This window comes from Stenotrophomonas sp. LGBM10, from assembly GCF_046736075.1.
Classification (GTDB): domain Bacteria; phylum Pseudomonadota; class Gammaproteobacteria; order Xanthomonadales; family Xanthomonadaceae; genus Stenotrophomonas.
The window spans coordinates 4,425,307-4,443,406 of record NZ_CP177163.1 but is presented as its reverse complement, the minus strand read 5'-3'; the positions used below and the strand labels follow the sequence as shown (position 1 = coordinate 4,443,406).

9 protein-coding genes and 1 pseudogene are annotated in these 18,100 nt (G+C 68.6%); 1 reads left to right on the top strand and 9 read right to left on the bottom strand.

Annotated elements, in window-relative coordinates; all coding sequences use genetic code 11:
- The 5 genes and pseudogenes from ACLB90_RS19565 to ACLB90_RS19545 form a co-directional block, all read right to left on the bottom strand.
- A pseudogene (locus ACLB90_RS19565) lies at positions 1-1,533 on the bottom strand (MFS transporter); the annotation flags it as partial.
- Complete coding sequence (locus ACLB90_RS19560; RefSeq protein ID WP_411851008.1) at positions 1,487-4,183, bottom strand: glycoside hydrolase family 3 C-terminal domain-containing protein; 2,697 nt, start codon at positions 4,181-4,183, stop codon at positions 1,487-1,489. The gene ACLB90_RS19560 and the pseudogene ACLB90_RS19565, both read right to left, overlap by 47 nt.
- Positions 4,183-5,862, bottom strand: a complete 1,680-nt coding sequence (locus ACLB90_RS19555; RefSeq protein WP_411852804.1) for a glycoside hydrolase family 43 protein — start codon at positions 5,860-5,862, stop codon at positions 4,183-4,185. Before ACLB90_RS19555 ends, ACLB90_RS19560 begins: the two co-directional genes overlap by 1 nt.
- A gap of 11 nt (positions 5,863-5,873) precedes the next feature.
- Entirely contained in the window at positions 5,874-7,856 is a 1,983-nt protein-coding gene (locus ACLB90_RS19550) for a sialate O-acetylesterase (RefSeq protein ID WP_411851007.1), read from the bottom strand.
- Positions 7,853-10,012 (bottom strand): alpha-glucuronidase family glycosyl hydrolase, encoded by a 2,160-nt coding sequence (locus tag ACLB90_RS19545; protein WP_411851006.1) that lies wholly within the window; start codon positions 10,010-10,012, stop codon positions 7,853-7,855. Before ACLB90_RS19545 ends, ACLB90_RS19550 begins: the two co-directional genes overlap by 4 nt.
- 111 nt (positions 10,013-10,123) lie before the next feature.
- On the opposite strand from ACLB90_RS19545, the gene ACLB90_RS19540 reads away from it, so the two are divergent.
- Complete coding sequence (locus ACLB90_RS19540; protein WP_411851005.1) at positions 10,124-11,179, top strand: LacI family DNA-binding transcriptional regulator; 1,056 nt, start codon at positions 10,124-10,126, stop codon at positions 11,177-11,179.
- Between the two features lie 17 nt (positions 11,180-11,196).
- On the opposite strand, the gene ACLB90_RS19535 is transcribed toward ACLB90_RS19540, so the two are convergent.
- The 4 genes from ACLB90_RS19535 to xylB are packed head-to-tail and all read right to left on the bottom strand — an operon-like array spanning position 11,197 to position 18,067.
- Positions 11,197-13,761, bottom strand: a complete 2,565-nt coding sequence (locus ACLB90_RS19535; protein WP_411851004.1) for a glycoside hydrolase family 3 protein — start codon at positions 13,759-13,761, stop codon at positions 11,197-11,199.
- Positions 13,758-15,167: a sugar porter family MFS transporter gene (locus ACLB90_RS19530; protein ID WP_411851003.1), complete on the bottom strand. Its 1,410-nt coding sequence runs from the start codon at positions 15,165-15,167 to the stop codon at positions 13,758-13,760. The genes ACLB90_RS19535 and ACLB90_RS19530 overlap by 4 nt, the downstream gene beginning before the upstream one ends.
- A gap of 25 nt (positions 15,168-15,192) precedes the next feature.
- Positions 15,193-16,527 carry a xylose isomerase gene (xylA, locus tag ACLB90_RS19525; RefSeq protein WP_411851002.1) on the bottom strand — a complete coding sequence of 445 codons (1,335 nt, stop codon included), beginning with the start codon at positions 16,525-16,527 and terminating at the stop codon, positions 15,193-15,195.
- Between the two features lie 46 nt (positions 16,528-16,573).
- Positions 16,574-18,067: a xylulokinase gene (gene xylB / locus ACLB90_RS19520; protein WP_411851001.1), complete on the bottom strand. Its 1,494-nt coding sequence runs from the start codon at positions 18,065-18,067 to the stop codon at positions 16,574-16,576.
- Positions 18,068-18,100 lie beyond the last annotated feature (33 nt).

Sequence of the window (18,100 nt, the reverse complement as noted above, 5' to 3'; positions counted from 1 at the left end):
AAGGCTGTTCCCCTGGCGGCGCTGCAGCAGGTCCTGTTCGATGCGCGTCTCCATGCGCTTGTCGATCCGGTAGAGGAACAGCAAGGCAACCGCCACCAGGAACGGAAGCGAGCAGTACACGCTCACGGTCAGGCGGATGCCGTCCACCACGGCCTGGGGCTGCTGTTCGGCCCCGGCCTGATAACCGTGGTGCGCGAGGATGCCGGCGACCAGCGCACCACCAATGCTCAACCCGATCTTCAGCCCGCACAGCATCGCGGAGAAGATGATCGCGGTGGCGCGGCGATGGTTCTTCCATTCGGAGTAGTCCGCAACGTCGGCGATCATCGCCCACAGCAACGGGATGGTGATGCCATAGCAGAACCCGTGCAGCATGAAGGAACCGAAGGCCACGCCCACCGCCGTCGGCGGGAAGAAGTAGAACACCAGCAGAAACACGGTGGATACCAGCAGTGCACCGCCAAAGACATCGCGTTTGCCGAAGCGGTCGGCCAGGCGACGGGATACACCAATGCCCAGGATCATGCAGAGGATGCCGCAGGCATTGAACAGGCTGAATGCCGAGGTTGCCGGATCCGTGGGCCAGGTGAAACCGGACAGGCCCCACCCGTTGAGTACGGCGTTCAATCCGGCGATGAAGCGATTGAATCCGGAGCCGTCGAGGAAGCCGGCCAAGGCGGCCTCGCTCATGTAGTACTGGAAGTAATAGACGTAGGTGCCGCCCTTCAGGGCCAGGTTGATGAAGACCAGGATCGTGAGGGCCAGCATCACCTGCCACGGCCGGTTACGCACCAGGTCGGTCAGATCCTGCAGCACGCCGCCGGTCTGCTCCTTCGCCGGCACGATGCGCTCGCGCGTGGTGGCGAAAGTGATCAGGAAGAAGACCGTTCCCACCACGGCGAACACGGTCATCACCCGCTCGAAGCCGAGCACGCGATCGCCATCGCCGAGGATCAGCACCAGCGGCAGCAGCAGAACCTGGATGATGAACTGCGCGATCATCACCGCCACGAAACGGTAGGCCGACAGGCTGTTGCGCTGGGCCATGCTGCCGGTCAGGACCCCGCTGAGCGCGGAGTACGGCAGGTTGTTGGCCGCATACACCAGCATCAACAGCCCGTAGGTCACCAGGGCGTAGATGACCTTGGCGCGCTCGCCCAGTTCGGGCGTACTGAAGGCAAGCAGCGACAGCAGGCCGAACGGAATCGCCGTCCACAGGATCCACGGCCGGAACTTTCCCCACCGACTCGCCGTGCGGTCGGCGGCAATGCCGATCAACGGCGTGAACACGAAGGCGCCCATCAGGCCGATCACGAAAATGATCGTCGCCGCCGTGGCGGGCGGCAACCGGTAGACGTCGGTATAGAAGAACGCCAGATAGGTGATCAGGGTCTGGAAGATCAGGTTGGCCGCGAGGTCGCCAAGGCTGTAGCCCAGTTTTTCCCGGATCGAGAGCGTGTGGTCGGTGGTCTCCGCGCGGCGGGGATCAGTCACGGCCCTCCTCCACGGTAAACCCGGCGTGCACGCGCGCATCGGCGCTTGAGCCGCCTATCCGCACCTCGTACACCCCCGGCGGCACGACATAGGCGCCACGCGCGTCGTCGTACTGGCGCAGTGCCTGGTGCGCATCCAGATCGAAGGCCACGGTCCGCCGCTCGCCCGGGGCGAGATGGATCCGCTGGAAGCCGCGCAGTGACTGCTGCGCATCTGCCGGCGCGGCCTGCAGGCGCCGCACATACAGCTGCACGACCTCATCGCCTGCGCGCTTGCCGGTGTTGGTCACCTCCACCTGCACCTTGAGCGTTCCGTCGTCGGCGATGCGCGGCGCATCGAGGCGGAGCCTGCCGTAGCCGAACCGGGTGTAGGACAGGCCGTGTCCGAACGGATACAGCGGTGTGCCGCGGAAATAGCGGTACGTGCGGCCTTCCATCGTGTAGTCGTCAAACGCGGGCATGGTCTGGTCCGCCGTGTAGAACGTGACCGGCAGGCGGCCGGCGGGATTGATGTCGCCGAACAGCGCTTCACCCACGGCAGTGCCGCCGCGTTGCCCTGGATACCACGCCATCAGGATCGCGGACAGATTCGCCTGGGCCCACTCGACGGCCAGCGCCGATCCGCCGGTCAGCACCACCACTACCGGCTTGCCGGTGGCGTACAGCGCTTCCAGCAGCGCCCGCTGGGTGGCGGGCAGGCGCAGGTCGGTGCGATCGCCCCCGGCGAAGCCCGGGTAGTTGACCGTCATCTCTTCGCCTTCGACGTCGCCGGTCAGGCCGCCAACGAACACCACCACATCCGCGCTCCGGGCGGCATCCAGTGCCTCCTCGAACGGCGGTTTCGCGCCGGGCATGCGCCAGCCCAGCCGCACGGCCGCATCGCGCTCGGCATCGAAGTACTCAAGTGTGAGGTCGTAGGCTCTGCCGGCCTGCAGGTCCAGCTCGACGCCATCGCCGTGCAGGCGATCACTTTTCCCCCAGTGGTCCAGCACGCGCTTGCCGTCCACGTAGAGGCGGAAGCCGTCGTCGGCGGCCGCCTCGATGCGATAGCGGCCCGATACCGGTGGCAGCAGCTGGCCGCTCCAGCGGATGCTGAAGCCATCGTTCGGAATGCCCTGCCCCGGTGCTGCCTCACCACGGGCCAGCAGGTTGTCGGTCGGTGACCCCCTGTCCCAGCGGAACCCGATCTGGGCATCGGTGCGGACCAGCGCCGGCGTCCCGGACAGGTCGGCCGTGCGGAAGTACTCACCGCGCAGGCCGCGTTCGGGGGAATCGGCCGAAGGCCGCAGGTACGCGGCCTCGATCAGCGGGGTTGCAGCGGGATCGTCGCGCCCTTCGACCAGGTCCACGCCGCGCGCATAGCGCACCTCCACGCCCTTGGCCGCGTCGCGTATCCCCTGCAGAATCGTCACCGGTGCGGCGGGGGTGCCGAAGTAGTTGCCGAGCAGCGCCATCGTGTCATCGGCGGTCGGGCCGACCACGGCAATGCGGTTGAGGGTGCGTGACAGCGGCAGCACGCCATCGTTCTTCAGCAGCACCAGCGATTCCTGCGCGGCCTTCAAGGCCAGCGCGTCGTGCGCGGGGGCCTGGTTCACCGACGCGGGGATGCGGGCCCATCGCACGCGCTCCGGCGGGTCGAACATGCCCAGCCGCATCCGTGCGGTGAACAGGCGCGTCACCGCATCGTCAATCTCCGCTTCGCTGATCAGCCCCTGCTGGACCGCCGCTGGCAGCGTGGCGTATTCCTGCCCGCACTCAAGCTCGGTGCCGTTCTTCACCGCCAGTGCGGCGGCCGCCTCGCGGGTGGGAACGATGTGGTGATGTTTCCAGATATCGACGATGGCCCAGCAGTCCGACACCACGTAGCCCTTGAAGCCCCAGTCACGGCGCAGCACGTCGCGCAGCAGGAAGTGGCTGGCGCTGGCGGACTCGCCGTACACGCGGTTGTAGGCGCCCATGACGGCGTCCACCTGCCCTTCCTTCACCAGCGCCTCGAACGCCGGCAGGTAGGTGTCGTACAGGTCGCGCCTGCTGGGGCGCGCATCGAAGTGGTGGCGGTCGGCCTCGGGGCCGCTGTGCACGGCCAGGTGCTTGGCCGTGGCGTCCAGCTTGCGGTACACCGGGTCGTCGCCCTGCAGGCCATGCACGAAGGCCACGCCCATGCGCGCGGTGAGGTACGGGTCCTCGCCGTAGGTTTCCTGGCCCCGCCCCCACCGCGGGTCGCGGAAGATGTTGATGTTCGGCGACCAGAAGGTCAGCCCCTGATAGCGGCCATGCGAGCCCTCGCGGAGAAACTGGTGGTGCTTGGCGCGCGCCTCGTCGCTGATGGTAGTCGCCACCTGCCCCATCAACGGCACGTCGAAGGTGGCGGCCAGGCCGATGGCCTGCGGAAACACGGTGGCCTGCCCTGCCCGCGCGACCCCGTGCAGGCCTTCGTTCCACCAGTCGTAGGCCGGCACGCCAAGACGCTCGATGGCGGGTGCGGCGTTCTGCATCTGCGCGGCCTTCTCCTCCAGGGTCATCTGCGCGACCAGCGCGGCGGCGCGGGCCTCGAAGCTGGCCGATGCATCGAGCCACGGCGGGGGCGCTGCGGCGTGCACGGCCGTGGCCAGCCCGAGGGCGGCACACAGCACCACGGTGCGGAAGACGTGGCCGCGACGGCCGCTGCAAAGGGAAGGCCTGCGCGTCATCATCTGCTCCTCAAGGCACGCTCGTCGCGTGCGAATGGTCCCAGCAGCGCGCCCACGAAGCCGCCTGCACGATCCGTACTCAACACCGTTCCATCCACGTCATCCGCGAGGGTCTGCCACCCCCGGCCATCGCCCGTGTCGAACGCGAACGCGTAGCGCCACTCGTCGCCGGTGATCTTCAGGCGCATCGACGGGCGTGTGTCCAGTGTCCGGCTGGCCAGCGTCCGGGTCACGCCGCTACCGTCGCGCGCGTCGAGGAAGACCGTCACGCGGTTTCCGCCCAGGCTGCGCACCCCAAGGAAGTACCAGTACGCCTCGCTCTGGAAGGCGGCAAGGCCGGCCGCCACGCCCGCTGCCGGCTGCGTCATCCCGGTGCTGGCTTCGAAGCGCAGATGCTGCTGGCGGCGGCCGAGGAAGGCGGGATTGCGCAGCGTATCCAGATCCTCCGGCAGCGGATGCACGGCCAAGGCCCCCGGGCGCTCGCGCAGGTCTGCCCAGGGCTGCTTGGGCACGCGCACGCGCAACCAGCGGTTGCCGAGGGTGGGTGCATCGAAGTCGTCGCGGTCGATGAAGTTGCCGGTGGACGGTGCCTGCGTGGCCTCGCCCTGCATCCACGACGGGGCCTTGACGGCATACGGGATGGTCTGGCCAGCCGGCAGGATCACCGGCCAGCCGTCACGCCATTGCACCGGCAGCAGGAAGGTTTCCCGCCCCGTGTTGTAGTGGCGCGTCTGGTAGTTGCGGCTGGCGAGGAACACCGCCCACCAGGAGCCGTCCGGACCTTCGACCAGGTCGGCATGCCCGGCATTGGTGATCGGCAACGGCCGGTCGTCGGGCAGATCGCGCTGGGTGAGTATCGGGTTGCCCGCATATGGGATGTACGGCCCCCAGACCTCGCGGCTGCGCAGGACGACCTGGGAATGCTGCGGCCCGGTACCTCCTTCGGCATCGGAGAGGTAGTACCAGCCCTCGCGCTTGTAGAGGTGCGGCCCCTCGATCCAGATCGGGTTGCTGGCCGGATCCACCCCGCCGTCGATCAGCATCCTGCGCGGCCCCACCGGCGCGAGCGACGGAAGATCCAGCTGCTGCATCCAGATGGCGCGATGGCCCTCGTAGCGCGGCTTGCCGGGCGGGGCGTCATTGATCAGCAGGTAAACGCCGCCGTCCTCGTCGAAGAACAGCGACGGGTCGATGCCCTCGATGCCCGTCAGCCAGCGCGGGTCGGACCAGGGACCGGCCGGATCGCGCGCGGTGGCGATGAAGTTGCCGCCGCTGTCGACCGCCGTGGTGGCCACATAGAACTCGCCGTCGTGGTGCGTGATGGCCGGGGCAAAGATGCCGCGCGACACGCTCAGGCCATCGAAGTCCACCTGCGTCGGGCGGTCGATCACGTTGCCGATCTGCTTCCAGTGCACCAGGTCAACGCTCTCGAACACCGGAATGCCGGGAAAATAGGTGAAGCTGGAATTGACCAGGTAGAACCGGCCCTCCACGCCGACGATGCTCGGGTCGGCGTGGAAACCGGCCAGGATCGGGTTGCGGTAGTACCCGGCCGGCAGCGCCGTCTCAAAAGCCGCATCGCGACCGACGTATTCGAACCAGTCGAAGTACACGGGCGGCGCAGGCGTGGCCCCCAGCGGCGGCGCCGCCGCGGACAGCAGCAGGAACAGGGTAGCCATCAGCAGACGCATCAACGGTCCTCCGCAGGGGTGAGGGAAAGGTCGAACGGCCCTGCCGGCGCGCCACGGCTGTCGCGCAGCGTGCAGACCGGGCCGTCGGCCCAGCAGTAGCGGACGCGCGCGCCTGGCCCTGCCTGCGGGCTGCGCAGGACCACATCGCGCCCGTCCAGGACGGCGTCGGCATAGCTGCAGTGCCGCGCCTCGGCATCGCAGAGCTCGAAGCCGATGGGGCCCTTCGCACCGGTGGTGACCAGGGTGCCGGCGACGTCGTCGAACACGATCCGCACCCCGCCCTGCAGGCGCGATGCCTTGCGTGCGGTGGGTCCGGACGGGTCAACGGTGCGGTCGCCGTAGACCACATGCCGCGCCACCCGCGCCAGGCGCCGGGCCAGTTCCTGTTTGTTGGGCGGGTGGATGTCGTACGCGTCGCCAATGTCGATGGCCAGCGCCAGCCCACTGTGCGGGTCTTCCGCGGCGACCTGCCGCTGCGCCTCGCGAACCTGTGCCCAGCCACTTTCCCCGGGCGCCACGGGCGGTGGGCCGTAGCCGGCCAACTGCACCACCAGCAACGGCGTCTGCGCGCCGAACCGGCTGCGCCAGTCATCGCGCAGGCTGCGCAGCTTCGCCGCGTAGGCCAGGCCGTCCGCCGTGTTGGATTCGCCCTGGTACCACAGCATGCCGCGGACCCCATAGTTGCCCAGCGGCGCGATCATGCCGTTGTACAGCGTCGACAGGCCCGTAGCGGCATGCCACGGTGCAGGTGGCGGCGCCGGTGCACCGGGTGCGGCGCGGTACTGCCAGGGCGCGTCCAGGGCGATGCGCGTGCCATCGTCCAGGTGCACGGCGTGGTCGCTCGCAGGGCCTGCCAGCCCCCCGTCGCCGTAGGTGTCCAGCACGTTCATCACCACCGTGTTGGCGCCGGCGTGCAGCAGACCCGCCGGCAGCGCATACGACCGCGCCTGCCCCGGGCCGTACTGGCTGCCCACGGCCACGCCGTTCACCCAGGTCATGTCGGTCTCGTCGACGGGCCCCAGCGCAAGGCGCGCGCCCTGCGCCGCCTGCGCGGCGGTCAGGGTCACCTGCGTGCGGTACCAGACCATGCCGTTGTAGTCCGACAGCGCCGGCACGCCCCAGCGCTCCCACGCGCCCAGCGTGGGCGGTGCATCCTGCCAGCCGGTGCGGTCTGCATCTGGCTGCCAGGGCGCATCGCCGGCGATGGCGCCTTCGCGCGTTGTCCACCACTGCTGCCAGTGCCGGCCCCATTGCCGGTTCGCCGCAGCGGGATCGTGGGCATACAGCGCAAGCACATCCAGCGCCGGCCCCATGCCGCCCTGCGCGCGCAGGGCATCGCCGCTGGTCCAGGCCTCGATGCGCGAGCCACCCCATGCCGCCTCGATCAGGCCCATCGGCACGTTGACGGTCTTCTGCAGCTCCCGCGCGAAGTAGAAGCACGCGGCGGAGAAGTCGCGCACCGTGTCCGGCGACGCAGGCTGCCACGCAACGGCTCCCTGGAGGTCGCGCTGTGGGGTGACGGCTGCCGCGTTCGGCACGGTGAACAGGCGGATGGACGGGTGCGTGGCGGCGGCGATCTCGCTGTCGGCGTCGAGCGTGCGCCACACCGGAAGTGCCATGTTCGACTGCCCGGAACACAACCAGACGTCGCCCATCTGTACGTCACGCACAACCTGGGTTGCCTGCCCTGCCTGCACGGCCATGTCGTAAGGACCGCCCGCGGCGATGGGCTGCAGCGTTGCGTGCCACCGTCCACCGGCATCGGCGCGCGTGGTGACGGTCCGCCCTGCGAGTGCCACGGACACCGGGGTGCCCGGCGCCACGGTGCCCCAGACTGCGACAGCCTGGTCCCGCTGCAGCACGGCGTGGTCCTGGAACAGCGGGTGCAGCAGCGTGGTCGCCGCATCCTCCGCCATTGCCGGCACGGCGCAGCACGCCAGCGTGGCCGCCACGATGCCGCTCCACCACGTTCTCGCCTTCATCGCCCATCTCCGGGTGCGGACGGAAACTGCAGGGCCTGATACCAGGCCAGCGGGTGTGGCGGCGCTGCTTCGCCGGCCGGCAACGGTCTGCCGCTCACCGACTGGAAGTACGCCACGCTGGCGTCGCGCCACCACTGCGCTTCGCGCAGCTGGATGCGCAGAAAGGCCGCGACCTGTTCGTGCCGTTGTGCGTCCACCCCGTGCGGCTGCGGGGCAGCGCCCCGCGCGACGGTGGTGCGCGCGCCGGGACCCAGGGTTTCCCAGGTGGCCTGCATGGCCTGCACCTGGCGCACGCCATGCGAATAGCGCCCGACCAGTTCATCCCACAACGGCCGCCCGGACGCCATGCGGTGGTCCCACGGAACGTGGTGGAACCACAGCAGCAACGGTTCCGGCACCTGCGCCAGGTCGCCATAGCGGGCGGCCACCTCGGGCGCGTACTGGCTTACGGCATTGCTGCCACGCGCGGTGCGGTCGAAGCCGATGCCGTTGCGGTCGGCGCGGTGGTAGTACACCGAGGTCCAGTCCGCGCGCGGCCCGCCATCGACCCAGGGGCCGGGCCCGTAGTGGTGCCCGCGCGCCATCAGGTGGTGCAGGCCCAGCGGGGTCATGTAGTTCACCGCGGCCTCGCGCGAGCCCATCATCATCTCGACGATGGGCTGCACCACGCGGGGGTCCTGCGCGAAGGTCATCGCCGCCCAGTCCGCCGCGATGTCGCGGGCTGATTGCTGCGGGTTCCATGCCAGGCGGCCGAAGGCGTACCAGTTGGCCGGGTCGAAGTGCGACCCACTCCAGGTCCGGTCGTTGCCGATGTTGGCGACACCGGCCATGCCGGTCAGCGACTGCGCCACGGTGGCGCCTTCGCCGCGCGCGCGGGTGTCGGACTGCAGCACTTCCTCGTACAGCGGGCCGAGGTAAACCAGATGCGTGGCGAAGCCGAGGTACTCCTTGGTGATCTGGACTTCCAGCATCAGCGGCGTGCGCGGCATGGCCCCGAACAGGGGATGGAACGGCTCGCGCGGCTGGAAGTCGATGGGCCCGTTCTTGACCTGGAGGATCACGTTCGGCAGGAAGGCCCCGTCCAGGCCGGCAAACTCGGTGTACGCCTGGGTGGCGCGGTCGGCAGGCACATCGCGGGCGTAGACGAAGGCGCGCCACATCACCACGCCACCGTGCGCGGCCAGCGCGCCGGCCAGCAGGTTGGCCCCGTCGGCGTGCGAGCGGCCGTAGTCCTGCGGGCCTGGCTGCCCTTCCGAATTGGCCTTGACCAGGAAGCCGCCGAAATCCGGGATGCGCGCGTAGATTTCATCGACCTTGTCGCGCCACCAGCGTTGCACGCGTGGATCGAGCGGGTCGGCGGTGTCCAGTCCGCCCAGCTCGATGGGAGCACTGAAGCGTGCGCTCAGGTACACGCGGATGCCGTACGGCCGGAACCTGTCGGCGAGCGCGGCCGCCTTGGCAAGATAGTCCGGTGCCAGGCTCTGCGCGCTCGCGTTGACGTTGTTCAGCACCGTGCCGTTGATGCCGATCGAGGCGTTGGCGCGTGCGTAATCCGTGTAGCGTGGGTCGTGCCACTCCGGCAGCGTCTGCCAGTCCCACAGCGAGCGGCCTGCGTAGCCGCGTTCGACATGGCCATCCAGGTTGTCCCAATGGTCGAGCACGCGCAGCCGGAGCCGGGGCGACTCGCGCACCTCAAACGCGTCCAGCGACGCGCCTGTCTGCAGCAGTCGCAGCAGATGGAACACGCCGTACAGCACGCCGATATCGTGGCGGGCCGCCACCAGCAGCACCTCGTGCCCGTCGATCCGTGCATGCCGGAGCAGATAGCCTTCGTCGCCCAACGACTCGATCTCGTGGCGGAGCGGCGCGATCATGGCCGAAGAGTCCGGTGTGCCCAGCACCACGGTCGCGTCGCCGGCGGCCGCGCCCGGCATCTGCGGTGCGCTGCCCAGCAGGCCGGCGAGGCCGCGCGCCAGTTCATCGCGCGCGGCACGCTGCGTAGGCGTCCGATCAGGGGCCACGACGTGGGACAACCGGGTGCGGTAGTCCGCTGCGAGCGCAGGTTCGAGCGGCACGTAACGCATCCACAAGGCGTAGCCATCCTCTGCGTGCGCATTGCCCGCGCAGGCGAAAAACACCATCGCGGCACCCAGCATCCAATGACACCGCTCGACACCCGAGCGGGCCCGCAGCGCGGACAACAAACCTTGTAAGCTCGGGACGTGCGTTGGCTGTGTCAGCGTCACAGCGAAGAACGGGAGCGCGAATTGGACAAGCCGAAGAAGTCGGTCCGCCGCAAAACCAGTGGCGTGACGATCGACGAGGTGGCGGCCCTGGCCGGGGTGTCGCCGATGACCGTGTCGCGGGCCATCAATCAGGGCAAGGTGCGCGATGCCACCCGCGAGCGCGTGATGCGCGCGGTGCGCGAACTGGGCTATACGCCCAACCTGGCCGCCAGTTCGCTGGCGGCCGCACAGCACACGCGCATCGCGCTGATCTACACCAATCCCAGCGGTGCCTACCTGCGCGAGCTGCTGGTCGGTCTGCTGCGCGTGGCATCCAACGCTGCCATCCAGCTGGTCGTCGATTACTGGGACGATCTTGACCCGACCGCCGAGCGCAAGGCAGCGCGGGCCTTGGCCGGCCGCGTGGACGGCGTCATTCTGCCGCCCCCGTTGTGCGAATCGCGGCCTGCCGTGACCGAACTCGTCAAGGCAGGCATCCCCGTGGTGGGGATCGCACCGGGTCACCTCGGCAACGACATTTCCTGCGTGCGCATCGACGACTTCCAGGCCGGCAGGGAACTGGCCGAACACCTGATCCAGCAGGGTCACAGCCGCATCGGCTTCATCCGCGGCCGCAACGACCTCAGCGCGAGCGAGCGGCGCTACGACGGCTTTGTTGCCGCCCTGCGTGCGGCCGGGCTGCAGGTCGAACCCAGCCTCGTCCAGCAGGGGGACTACACCTACCGCTCCGGGCTTGCCGCTGCCGAGAAGCTGCTGTCCCACCGCCGCCCGCCGACCGCGATCTTCGCCAGCAACGACGACATGGGCGCGGCGGCGATTTCCGTCGCGCACCGACGCGGCCTCGATGTTCCCCGCGACCTGTCGGTGGTGGGCTTCGATGACACCTCGGCCGCGACGACGGTCTGGCCGGAGCTCACCACCATTCATCAGCCGATCGCATCGATGGCCGATGCCGCCATCGACATCCTGCTGCGCACCATCCGCCGCCGGCACGACGACGCGCGCGTGTTGACCGATCACGTCATGCCGCACCGGTTGGTGGTGCGCGACTCGGTCGCGCCCCCGCCCAAGCGGTGACCGCATACGCCGCGGGATCATCGGCCCGGGCATGCAATGGTGGTCTCCGCCTCGTTCAAGGCCCCCAGCGCGACGCGTGACACCGAGAGCGTCATCGCACCGGCCGTGCCGATTGACCACGGGCGCTCCAGCTTGCCCACCTCCGCGCCGGCCGCGGCCAGGCACTTCAACGGCACGCCCACGCGCGTCCATTGGCCCACCGGCAGCGATGCCAGCGTCGGGCCGAGCGCAACGCGTGCCGAGCAGCCCGTGCCGCAGCCCACCGACAGCCATGCATCGCCCTGGGGTGCCGCCTCGACCCGCAGCGTGGTCAACAGCATCAGGTCGCCGTTGCTCTCGCGCTGCAGGTCCAGCGCCGTATGCGACTGCAGCGCGGCAACCGCCTCGCCCCTGCCGGTCCAGGCGAGGCGGCGACCGTCTTCCTGCGCCAGATGATCCACGCCGGTGACGTTCAGCAGGCCGCCGTCGAGGGATTCCGGCACCTTGGTGACGGTCACGCCCTGCCCCGCGCCGTTTTCCAGGCGCAGGGCCATGCCGGACCCGGCGTCACCACGCGCGAAGAACACACCGACCGCGCCCTCGTTGCCGGTCACGCCGGAGACCTCCGGCAGCGCGGCGAGATCGCCATTGTCGGCATAGGTGAGGCCGAAGCCGAATGCGAACTGCGGGTCGTAGTCCTTCTGCCCCACGTTGTTGGCGTACTGCACTGCTGTCCGCGGCCAGCTGAAACCCAGTTTTCCCTTGAAGTCGTGCTGCACGCTGCCGTCGGATCCGCGCAGCAGCACGTCGGCGATGCCACCGCCTTCCGAGCCGGGCAGCCACGCCGCCACGAACGCATCGGCGGCATTGATCTCGCGGTTGACCCACAGCGGGCGCCCGCTCAGGAACACCGCGACCACCGGGATGCCGTCGGCCTTCAGTCGCTTCATCAAGGCCAGGTCGGTGTCGTCTCCCGGTTTGTAGGCCAGTGTCGGCAGATCCCCCTGGAATTCCGCATACGGATTCTCGCCGAACACCACCACGGCCACATCCGGCTTGCGCGTGTACGTCCCATCGACCGCCAGAACCGCTTCGCCGCCCGCGGCCTTCGCCTGCTGCGCGATGCCCTCGAAGATCGAGTCCGCGTTCGGGAAGTCCTTGCGGGTGGTGCCGGTGCCCTGCCAGTTCAGCGTCCAGCCGCCGGCCTGCTTGCCGACGTCATTTGCCCCGTCACCGGCAACCAGGATGCGTTGCTTCGGCGACAGCGGCAGCACACCGCCCTGGTTCTTCAGCAGTACCAGCGATTCGCGCACCGCCTGGCGTGCCACCTCACGATGCTCGGGCGCACCGACGAGTGCGAACTGCCCGCCGACCGCGCGCGACGACGGCTTTCCCGCCTCGAACAGGCCCAGCCGCATTTTGACCCGCAGTATCCGCCGCACCGCATCGTCCAGCCGCTGCTGGGAAATGGTGCCGTTCTTCACCGCAGCCAGCGTGGTGTCGTAGAAGCCCTTCCAGCTGTCCGAGGCCATCGCCATGTCCAGGCCGGCATTGATGGTGGCCGGGCAATCGGTGGTGGTGCAGCCCTTCACCTGCCCGTGGCCGTTCCAGTCGCCCACCACAAAGCCACCAAAGTTCATCCGCCCCTTCAGCGCCTCCGTCAGATACGGCCGGTGGCCGTGCATCTTCTCGCCGTTGACGCTGTTGAAGGAGGCCATGACCGTCTGTGCGCCCGCGGCGATGGCCGGCGGATACCCGGCCGCGTGGATGCGCACCAGATCCGCCTCGCTGATCCGGGTATCGCCCTGGTCCTTGCCGTCGACCGTGCCGCCGTCACCGAGGAAGTGCTTCACCGAGGCGATCACGTGGCGGCCGTCAAGGAACGTGGGTGAGCCGACCTTGCCCTGCAGGCCCTCGACCATCGCGCCGGCATAGCTGGCCACCACGTCGGGCGATTCGGAATACCCCTCGTAGGTGCGCCCCCAGCGGTCGTCCTGCGGTACCGCCACGGTGGGCGCGAATGCCCACTCCATGCCGGTGGCACGGGTTTCCAGCGCGGTGATCTCACCGATCCGCTTGAGCAGCGCCGGGTTGCGTGTTGCCCCCAGGCCGATGTTGTGCGGGAACAGCGTCGCGCCGATGATGTTGCTTTGCCCGTGCACGGCATCGATGCCGAACAGCACCGGAATCGCCTTGCCGCCCTGCGAGGTATCCATCGAGGCCTCGTAGAACGCATCGGCCAGCGCCAGCCATTGGGCAGGCGAGGCATCGTACCGGCCGCCGGGGTCGGAGTTGCCCCCCGCCAGGATCGAGCCGAGCCGGTACCGGCGGAGATCATCCGGGGTGATGCTGGCGATGTCGCCCTGCACAAGCTGGCCCACCTTCTCCTCCACCGTCATGGTGGCCATCAGGTCGGCGATGCGCGTTTCCAGCGCGGGATCCTCGGGCAGTGGCCAGGCGACCTGTGGCCACGGATCCCGAGCGGCCGCCGCAGGGGCAACTGCCTTGTCATCCTTGCCGCAGGCAGCCAGGGCGAGCATCAGCGTGCCCAGCAGCAGGCCGCTGCGGACGCAGGTAAACCGTTGATTGGTCATCGCGTTCATCCTTCCATCTGCTCCAGTTCCTTGCCCTTGGTTTCGTGCACGTACCGCAGCACGAAGAAAACCGAGATGACTGCCGACACCAGGTAGAGGCTGTACGTCGCGGCCAGCCCGATGGCGGCCAGCAGAATGGGGAACGTCACCGTGACGGCGAAGTTCGCGGTCCATTGCGCCGCACCGGCCACGGCCAGCGCCGAACCGCGTATCTGGTTGGGGAACATCTCGCCCAGCATCACCCACATCACCGGCCCCCAGGAGACGTTGAAGAACACCACGTAGGCATTGGCCGCCACCAGCGCCAGCGTGCCCATGCCTCCGGGCAGCTGCAGGCGGGAATCGACCAGCGAGCCACTGGCGAATGCCACCACCAGCAGCGCCAGCGACACCGCCATCCCGGCCGAACCGACCCACAGCAGCGGCTTGCGCCCGATGCGGTCGATGAGCAGCACGGTGACGATGCAGGCGCCGATGCTGAGCGAACCGGACAGCACATTGATCAGCAGCGCATCGTTCTCGGAGAAGCCTACCGCCTGCCAGAGCACGGCGCCGTAATAGAACACCACGTTGATGCCGACCAGCTGCTGGAAGATGGCCAGGCCGATGCCCACCCAGACAATCGGCCGAACCCTGCCGGTGGCCGTGCTGCGCAGGTCCGACAGCCGCGGACGGTGATGGTCGGTGGACAGCGAGGCGCCGATCTCGGCGAGCTTGGCCTGCGCCTCGGCACCGCCGAACAGCCGCGTCAACACCTGCAGCGCCTCGTCCTTGCGGCGCTTCACCACCAGGTAGCGGGGGCTTTCCGGGATGGTCAACAGCAGCGCCAGGAACAGCAGCGAGGGCACTGCCTGCATCCAGAACATCCAGCGCCACGCCGCATGCCCGCCCCACAACGGCTCGGTCGAGGCACCGGCCGAGGCCGCCAGCAGATAGTTGGACAGGAAGGCAACGGTGAGCCCGCTGATGATCGCGATCTGCTGCACCGTGGCGAGGCGGCCGCGGTAGCGCGCCGGCGCCACCTCGGCGATGTACGCCGGCGAGATCACACTGGCCGCACCCACCGCAAAGCCGCCCATCACCCGCGCGATGATGAACATGATCGACGAGGACGCCGCACCCGCGCCGATCGCCGACAGCAGGAACAGCACCGCCGAGACGATCAGCACGTTGCGGCGTCCCAGCCGGTCGGCCAGCCGGCCGGCGCTGAAGGCACCGATGGCGCAGCCCAGCAGCATCGAGGCGATCTCGAACCCCTGCATCCACTCGCCGGACCGGAACGCCTGGTGCAGGCCGTCCTGCGTGCCATTGATCACGCCGCTGTCGAAGCCGAACAGGAATCCGCCAATCGTCGCCACCACGCTGATCACCACAATCAGGCGGGTGTTCTCGCCGTCCCTCATTGCCTGGTTCATTGCCATTCCTCTCCCCGATTTGGTATCAGCGCAGCAGATGCTGGTTGAGCAGGTTCTCGTAGCGCTCCTGCTTGCCGCTGACCTGCGCGGGCTCACCGAGCGTGGTGGCCAGCGCTACCAGGTCGGCCAGGCCGAGCGTGCCGTTCTCGAAGTCCCTGCCGGCACCGCTGTCGAAGCTCGCATAGCGTTCCGTACGCCACTGCTCCCACGGCGAGTCGGTCAGCAGCGTGTGCGCCACCTCCAGGCCGCGGGCGAACGCGTCCATGCCGCCGATGTGGGCGATGAACAGGTCTTCCAGGTCGGTCGACTCCCTGCGCAGCTTGGCGTCGAAGTTCAGGCCGCCTTCCAGCCCGCCCTGCCGCAGTACGACCAGCATCGCGCCCACGGTGTCGTACAGGTCGGTCGGGAACTGGTCCGTGTCCCAGCCGTTCTGGCCGTTGCCGCGGTTGGCGTCGATGCTGCCCAGCAGACCGTGGTCGGAGGCGACCTGCAGATCGTGTTCGAAGGTGTGGCCGGAGAGTGTGGCGTGGTTGGCCTCGATGTTGAGCTTGAAGTCCTTGTCCAGGCCATGCGCTTTCAGGAAGCCCGCCACGGTCGCGCTGTCGAAGTCGTACTGGTGCTTCATCGGTTCCATCGGCTTGGGCTCGATCAGGAAATTCCCCTTCAGCCCGATGCTGCGGCCGTAGTCCCGCGCCATCGTGAGGAACCGTGCGAGATGGTCGACCTCGCGCTTCATCTGCGTGTTCACCAGCGAGGCGTAGCCTTCGCGGCCACCCCAGAACACGTAATGTTCGCCGCCCAGCTCAACGGTCGCCTCCAGCGCCGCCTTCACCTGCACGGCGGCACGCGCCACCACGCCGAAATCGGGATTGGTAGCCGCACCATTCATGTAGCGCGGATGCGAGAACAGATTGGCGGTCCCCCACAGCAGCTTGATGCCGGTCGCATCCTGGCGCGCTTTCGCCAGGCCGACCATGTGCTTCAGGTTCTTCTCGTACTGGCCGACATCGTCGGCATCCGGCGCCAGATCGATATCGTGGAAGCACCAGTAGGGCACGCCCAGCTTGGTGAAGAATTCGAACGCGGCGTCCACCTTCGCTTCGGCGGTGGCCATCTGCGAGCCGGCCTCCCACGGGAAACGGCGGGTGCCTGGACCAAACGGATCATGCCCGGCGTTGCAGAAGGTGTGCCAGTAGCAGGCCGCGAAGCGCAGATGCTCCTGCATGGTCTTGCCACCGATCACCCGGTTCGCGTCATAGACCTTGAACGCGAGGGGGTTGTCCGACCCCCGGCCTTCGAAGGGGATGCGGCCAATGCCGGGGAAGTATTCCGTGGCGCCGATGAAGGGCTGGTTGCTCATGGTGCGTTGTCCTGTCGTTGTGGGAGGTGTCGCGAAAAGCGGGGGATCAACCGCGATACAGCGGCGTGATGGCATCGAGATGGCGCACGAAACTGGCGTAGGCGGCGGCATAGGCGCGCGTACGCGCCGGGTCCGGGTGGGCGGACTGCAACGGATCGAGCGCAACGTGCCGGTCGGCGATCTCAGCGATGGTCGCGGCCTCCCCGCGCGCGTGGCCCAGCGCCCACAGGGCCTGCAATGCCGCACCGAACGCCGCGCCCTCGGATTGGGTCGGCACGTCCACCGGAAGGCCGAAGACATCGGCCACCAGTTGACGCCACTGCGCGCTGTTGCTGCCGCCGCCGGTCAGCACGATGCGTTCGAACTGCATGCCCGCGCCGACAAACGCGTCGTAGCCAACCTTCAGGCTGTACGTCGCCCCTTCGACGGCCGCACGGTAGAAGTGCGCCGGGGTCATGTTGGTCGTGTCCATGCCCGCCAGGACTCCCTTGCCCAGCGGCAGGTCCGGCGTACGCTCGCCATTGAGGAAGGGCAGCATCACCAGGCCGTCGGCACCGGGCGATGTAGCGCGCAGGTGCCCGTCGGCATACCGGGTGCTGAAGCCGAACGCATCGGCGACCTGTTCGGTCACCACCGTGCAGTTCATTGTGCAGATCAGCGGCAGCCAGCCGCCGGTGGACGAGCAGAACGCGGCCCATTTCCCGTCCGGGTCGACCACGGGCGTGTCCGAGTAGGCGAACAGGGTGCCCGAGGTGCCCAGGCTCATCGCCAGGCGGCCGGGTACGACGCAGCCGGTACCGATCGCGGCCATCATGTTGTCGCCGCCGCCAACGGCCACCTTCACCGTCGCGCGCAGCCCCAGTGCCGCCGCGATGGCCGGGTCGATGTCCAGCATCTCCTCGGGTGCGGCGATGCGCGGCAGGCACGCGGCAAGGTCCCGCCCGGGATCGGTCGCACGCAGCAGGTCAGCTGACCAGGTGCGGGTGCGCACGTCCAGCCAGCCCGTGCCGGACGCATCCCCGCACTCGCAGAAGCGCTCGCCGGTCAACACGAAATTGAGGTAGTCGTGCGGCAGCAGGATGGTGGCAAGCCGCGCGTAGGCCTCGGGCCGGTGGGTCTTCGTCCACGGCAGCTTGGACGCGGTGTACCCGGTGAGGACCGGGTTGCCTGCCAGCGCGATACTGCGCGCTGCGCCGCCCACCGCGTCCATGATCTGCACGCACTCGGCCTGCGTGCTGGTGTCGCACCAGAGTTTGGCCGGTGCCAGCACCTCCCCTGCCGCGTCGACCGCGACGAATCCGTGCTGTTGGCCCGACACCGCCAATGCGGTGATGCGCGAGCGCACCTTGGGTTCAATCGCATGGAAGCAGGCATGAAGTGCGGCAACCCAGTCGGCCGGCTGCTGCTCACGGCTGCCATCGGCCGCGGACGTCAGGTCCAGCGGCGAGCTGGTGCTGGCAACGAGCCGACGCCCGGCAGGGTCGTACACCACGATCTTCAGACTCTGCGTCCCTGCGTCGATTCCGGCCACCAGATCCATGTACTGCACTCCCGCCCGTGATTGAAGTTAGCG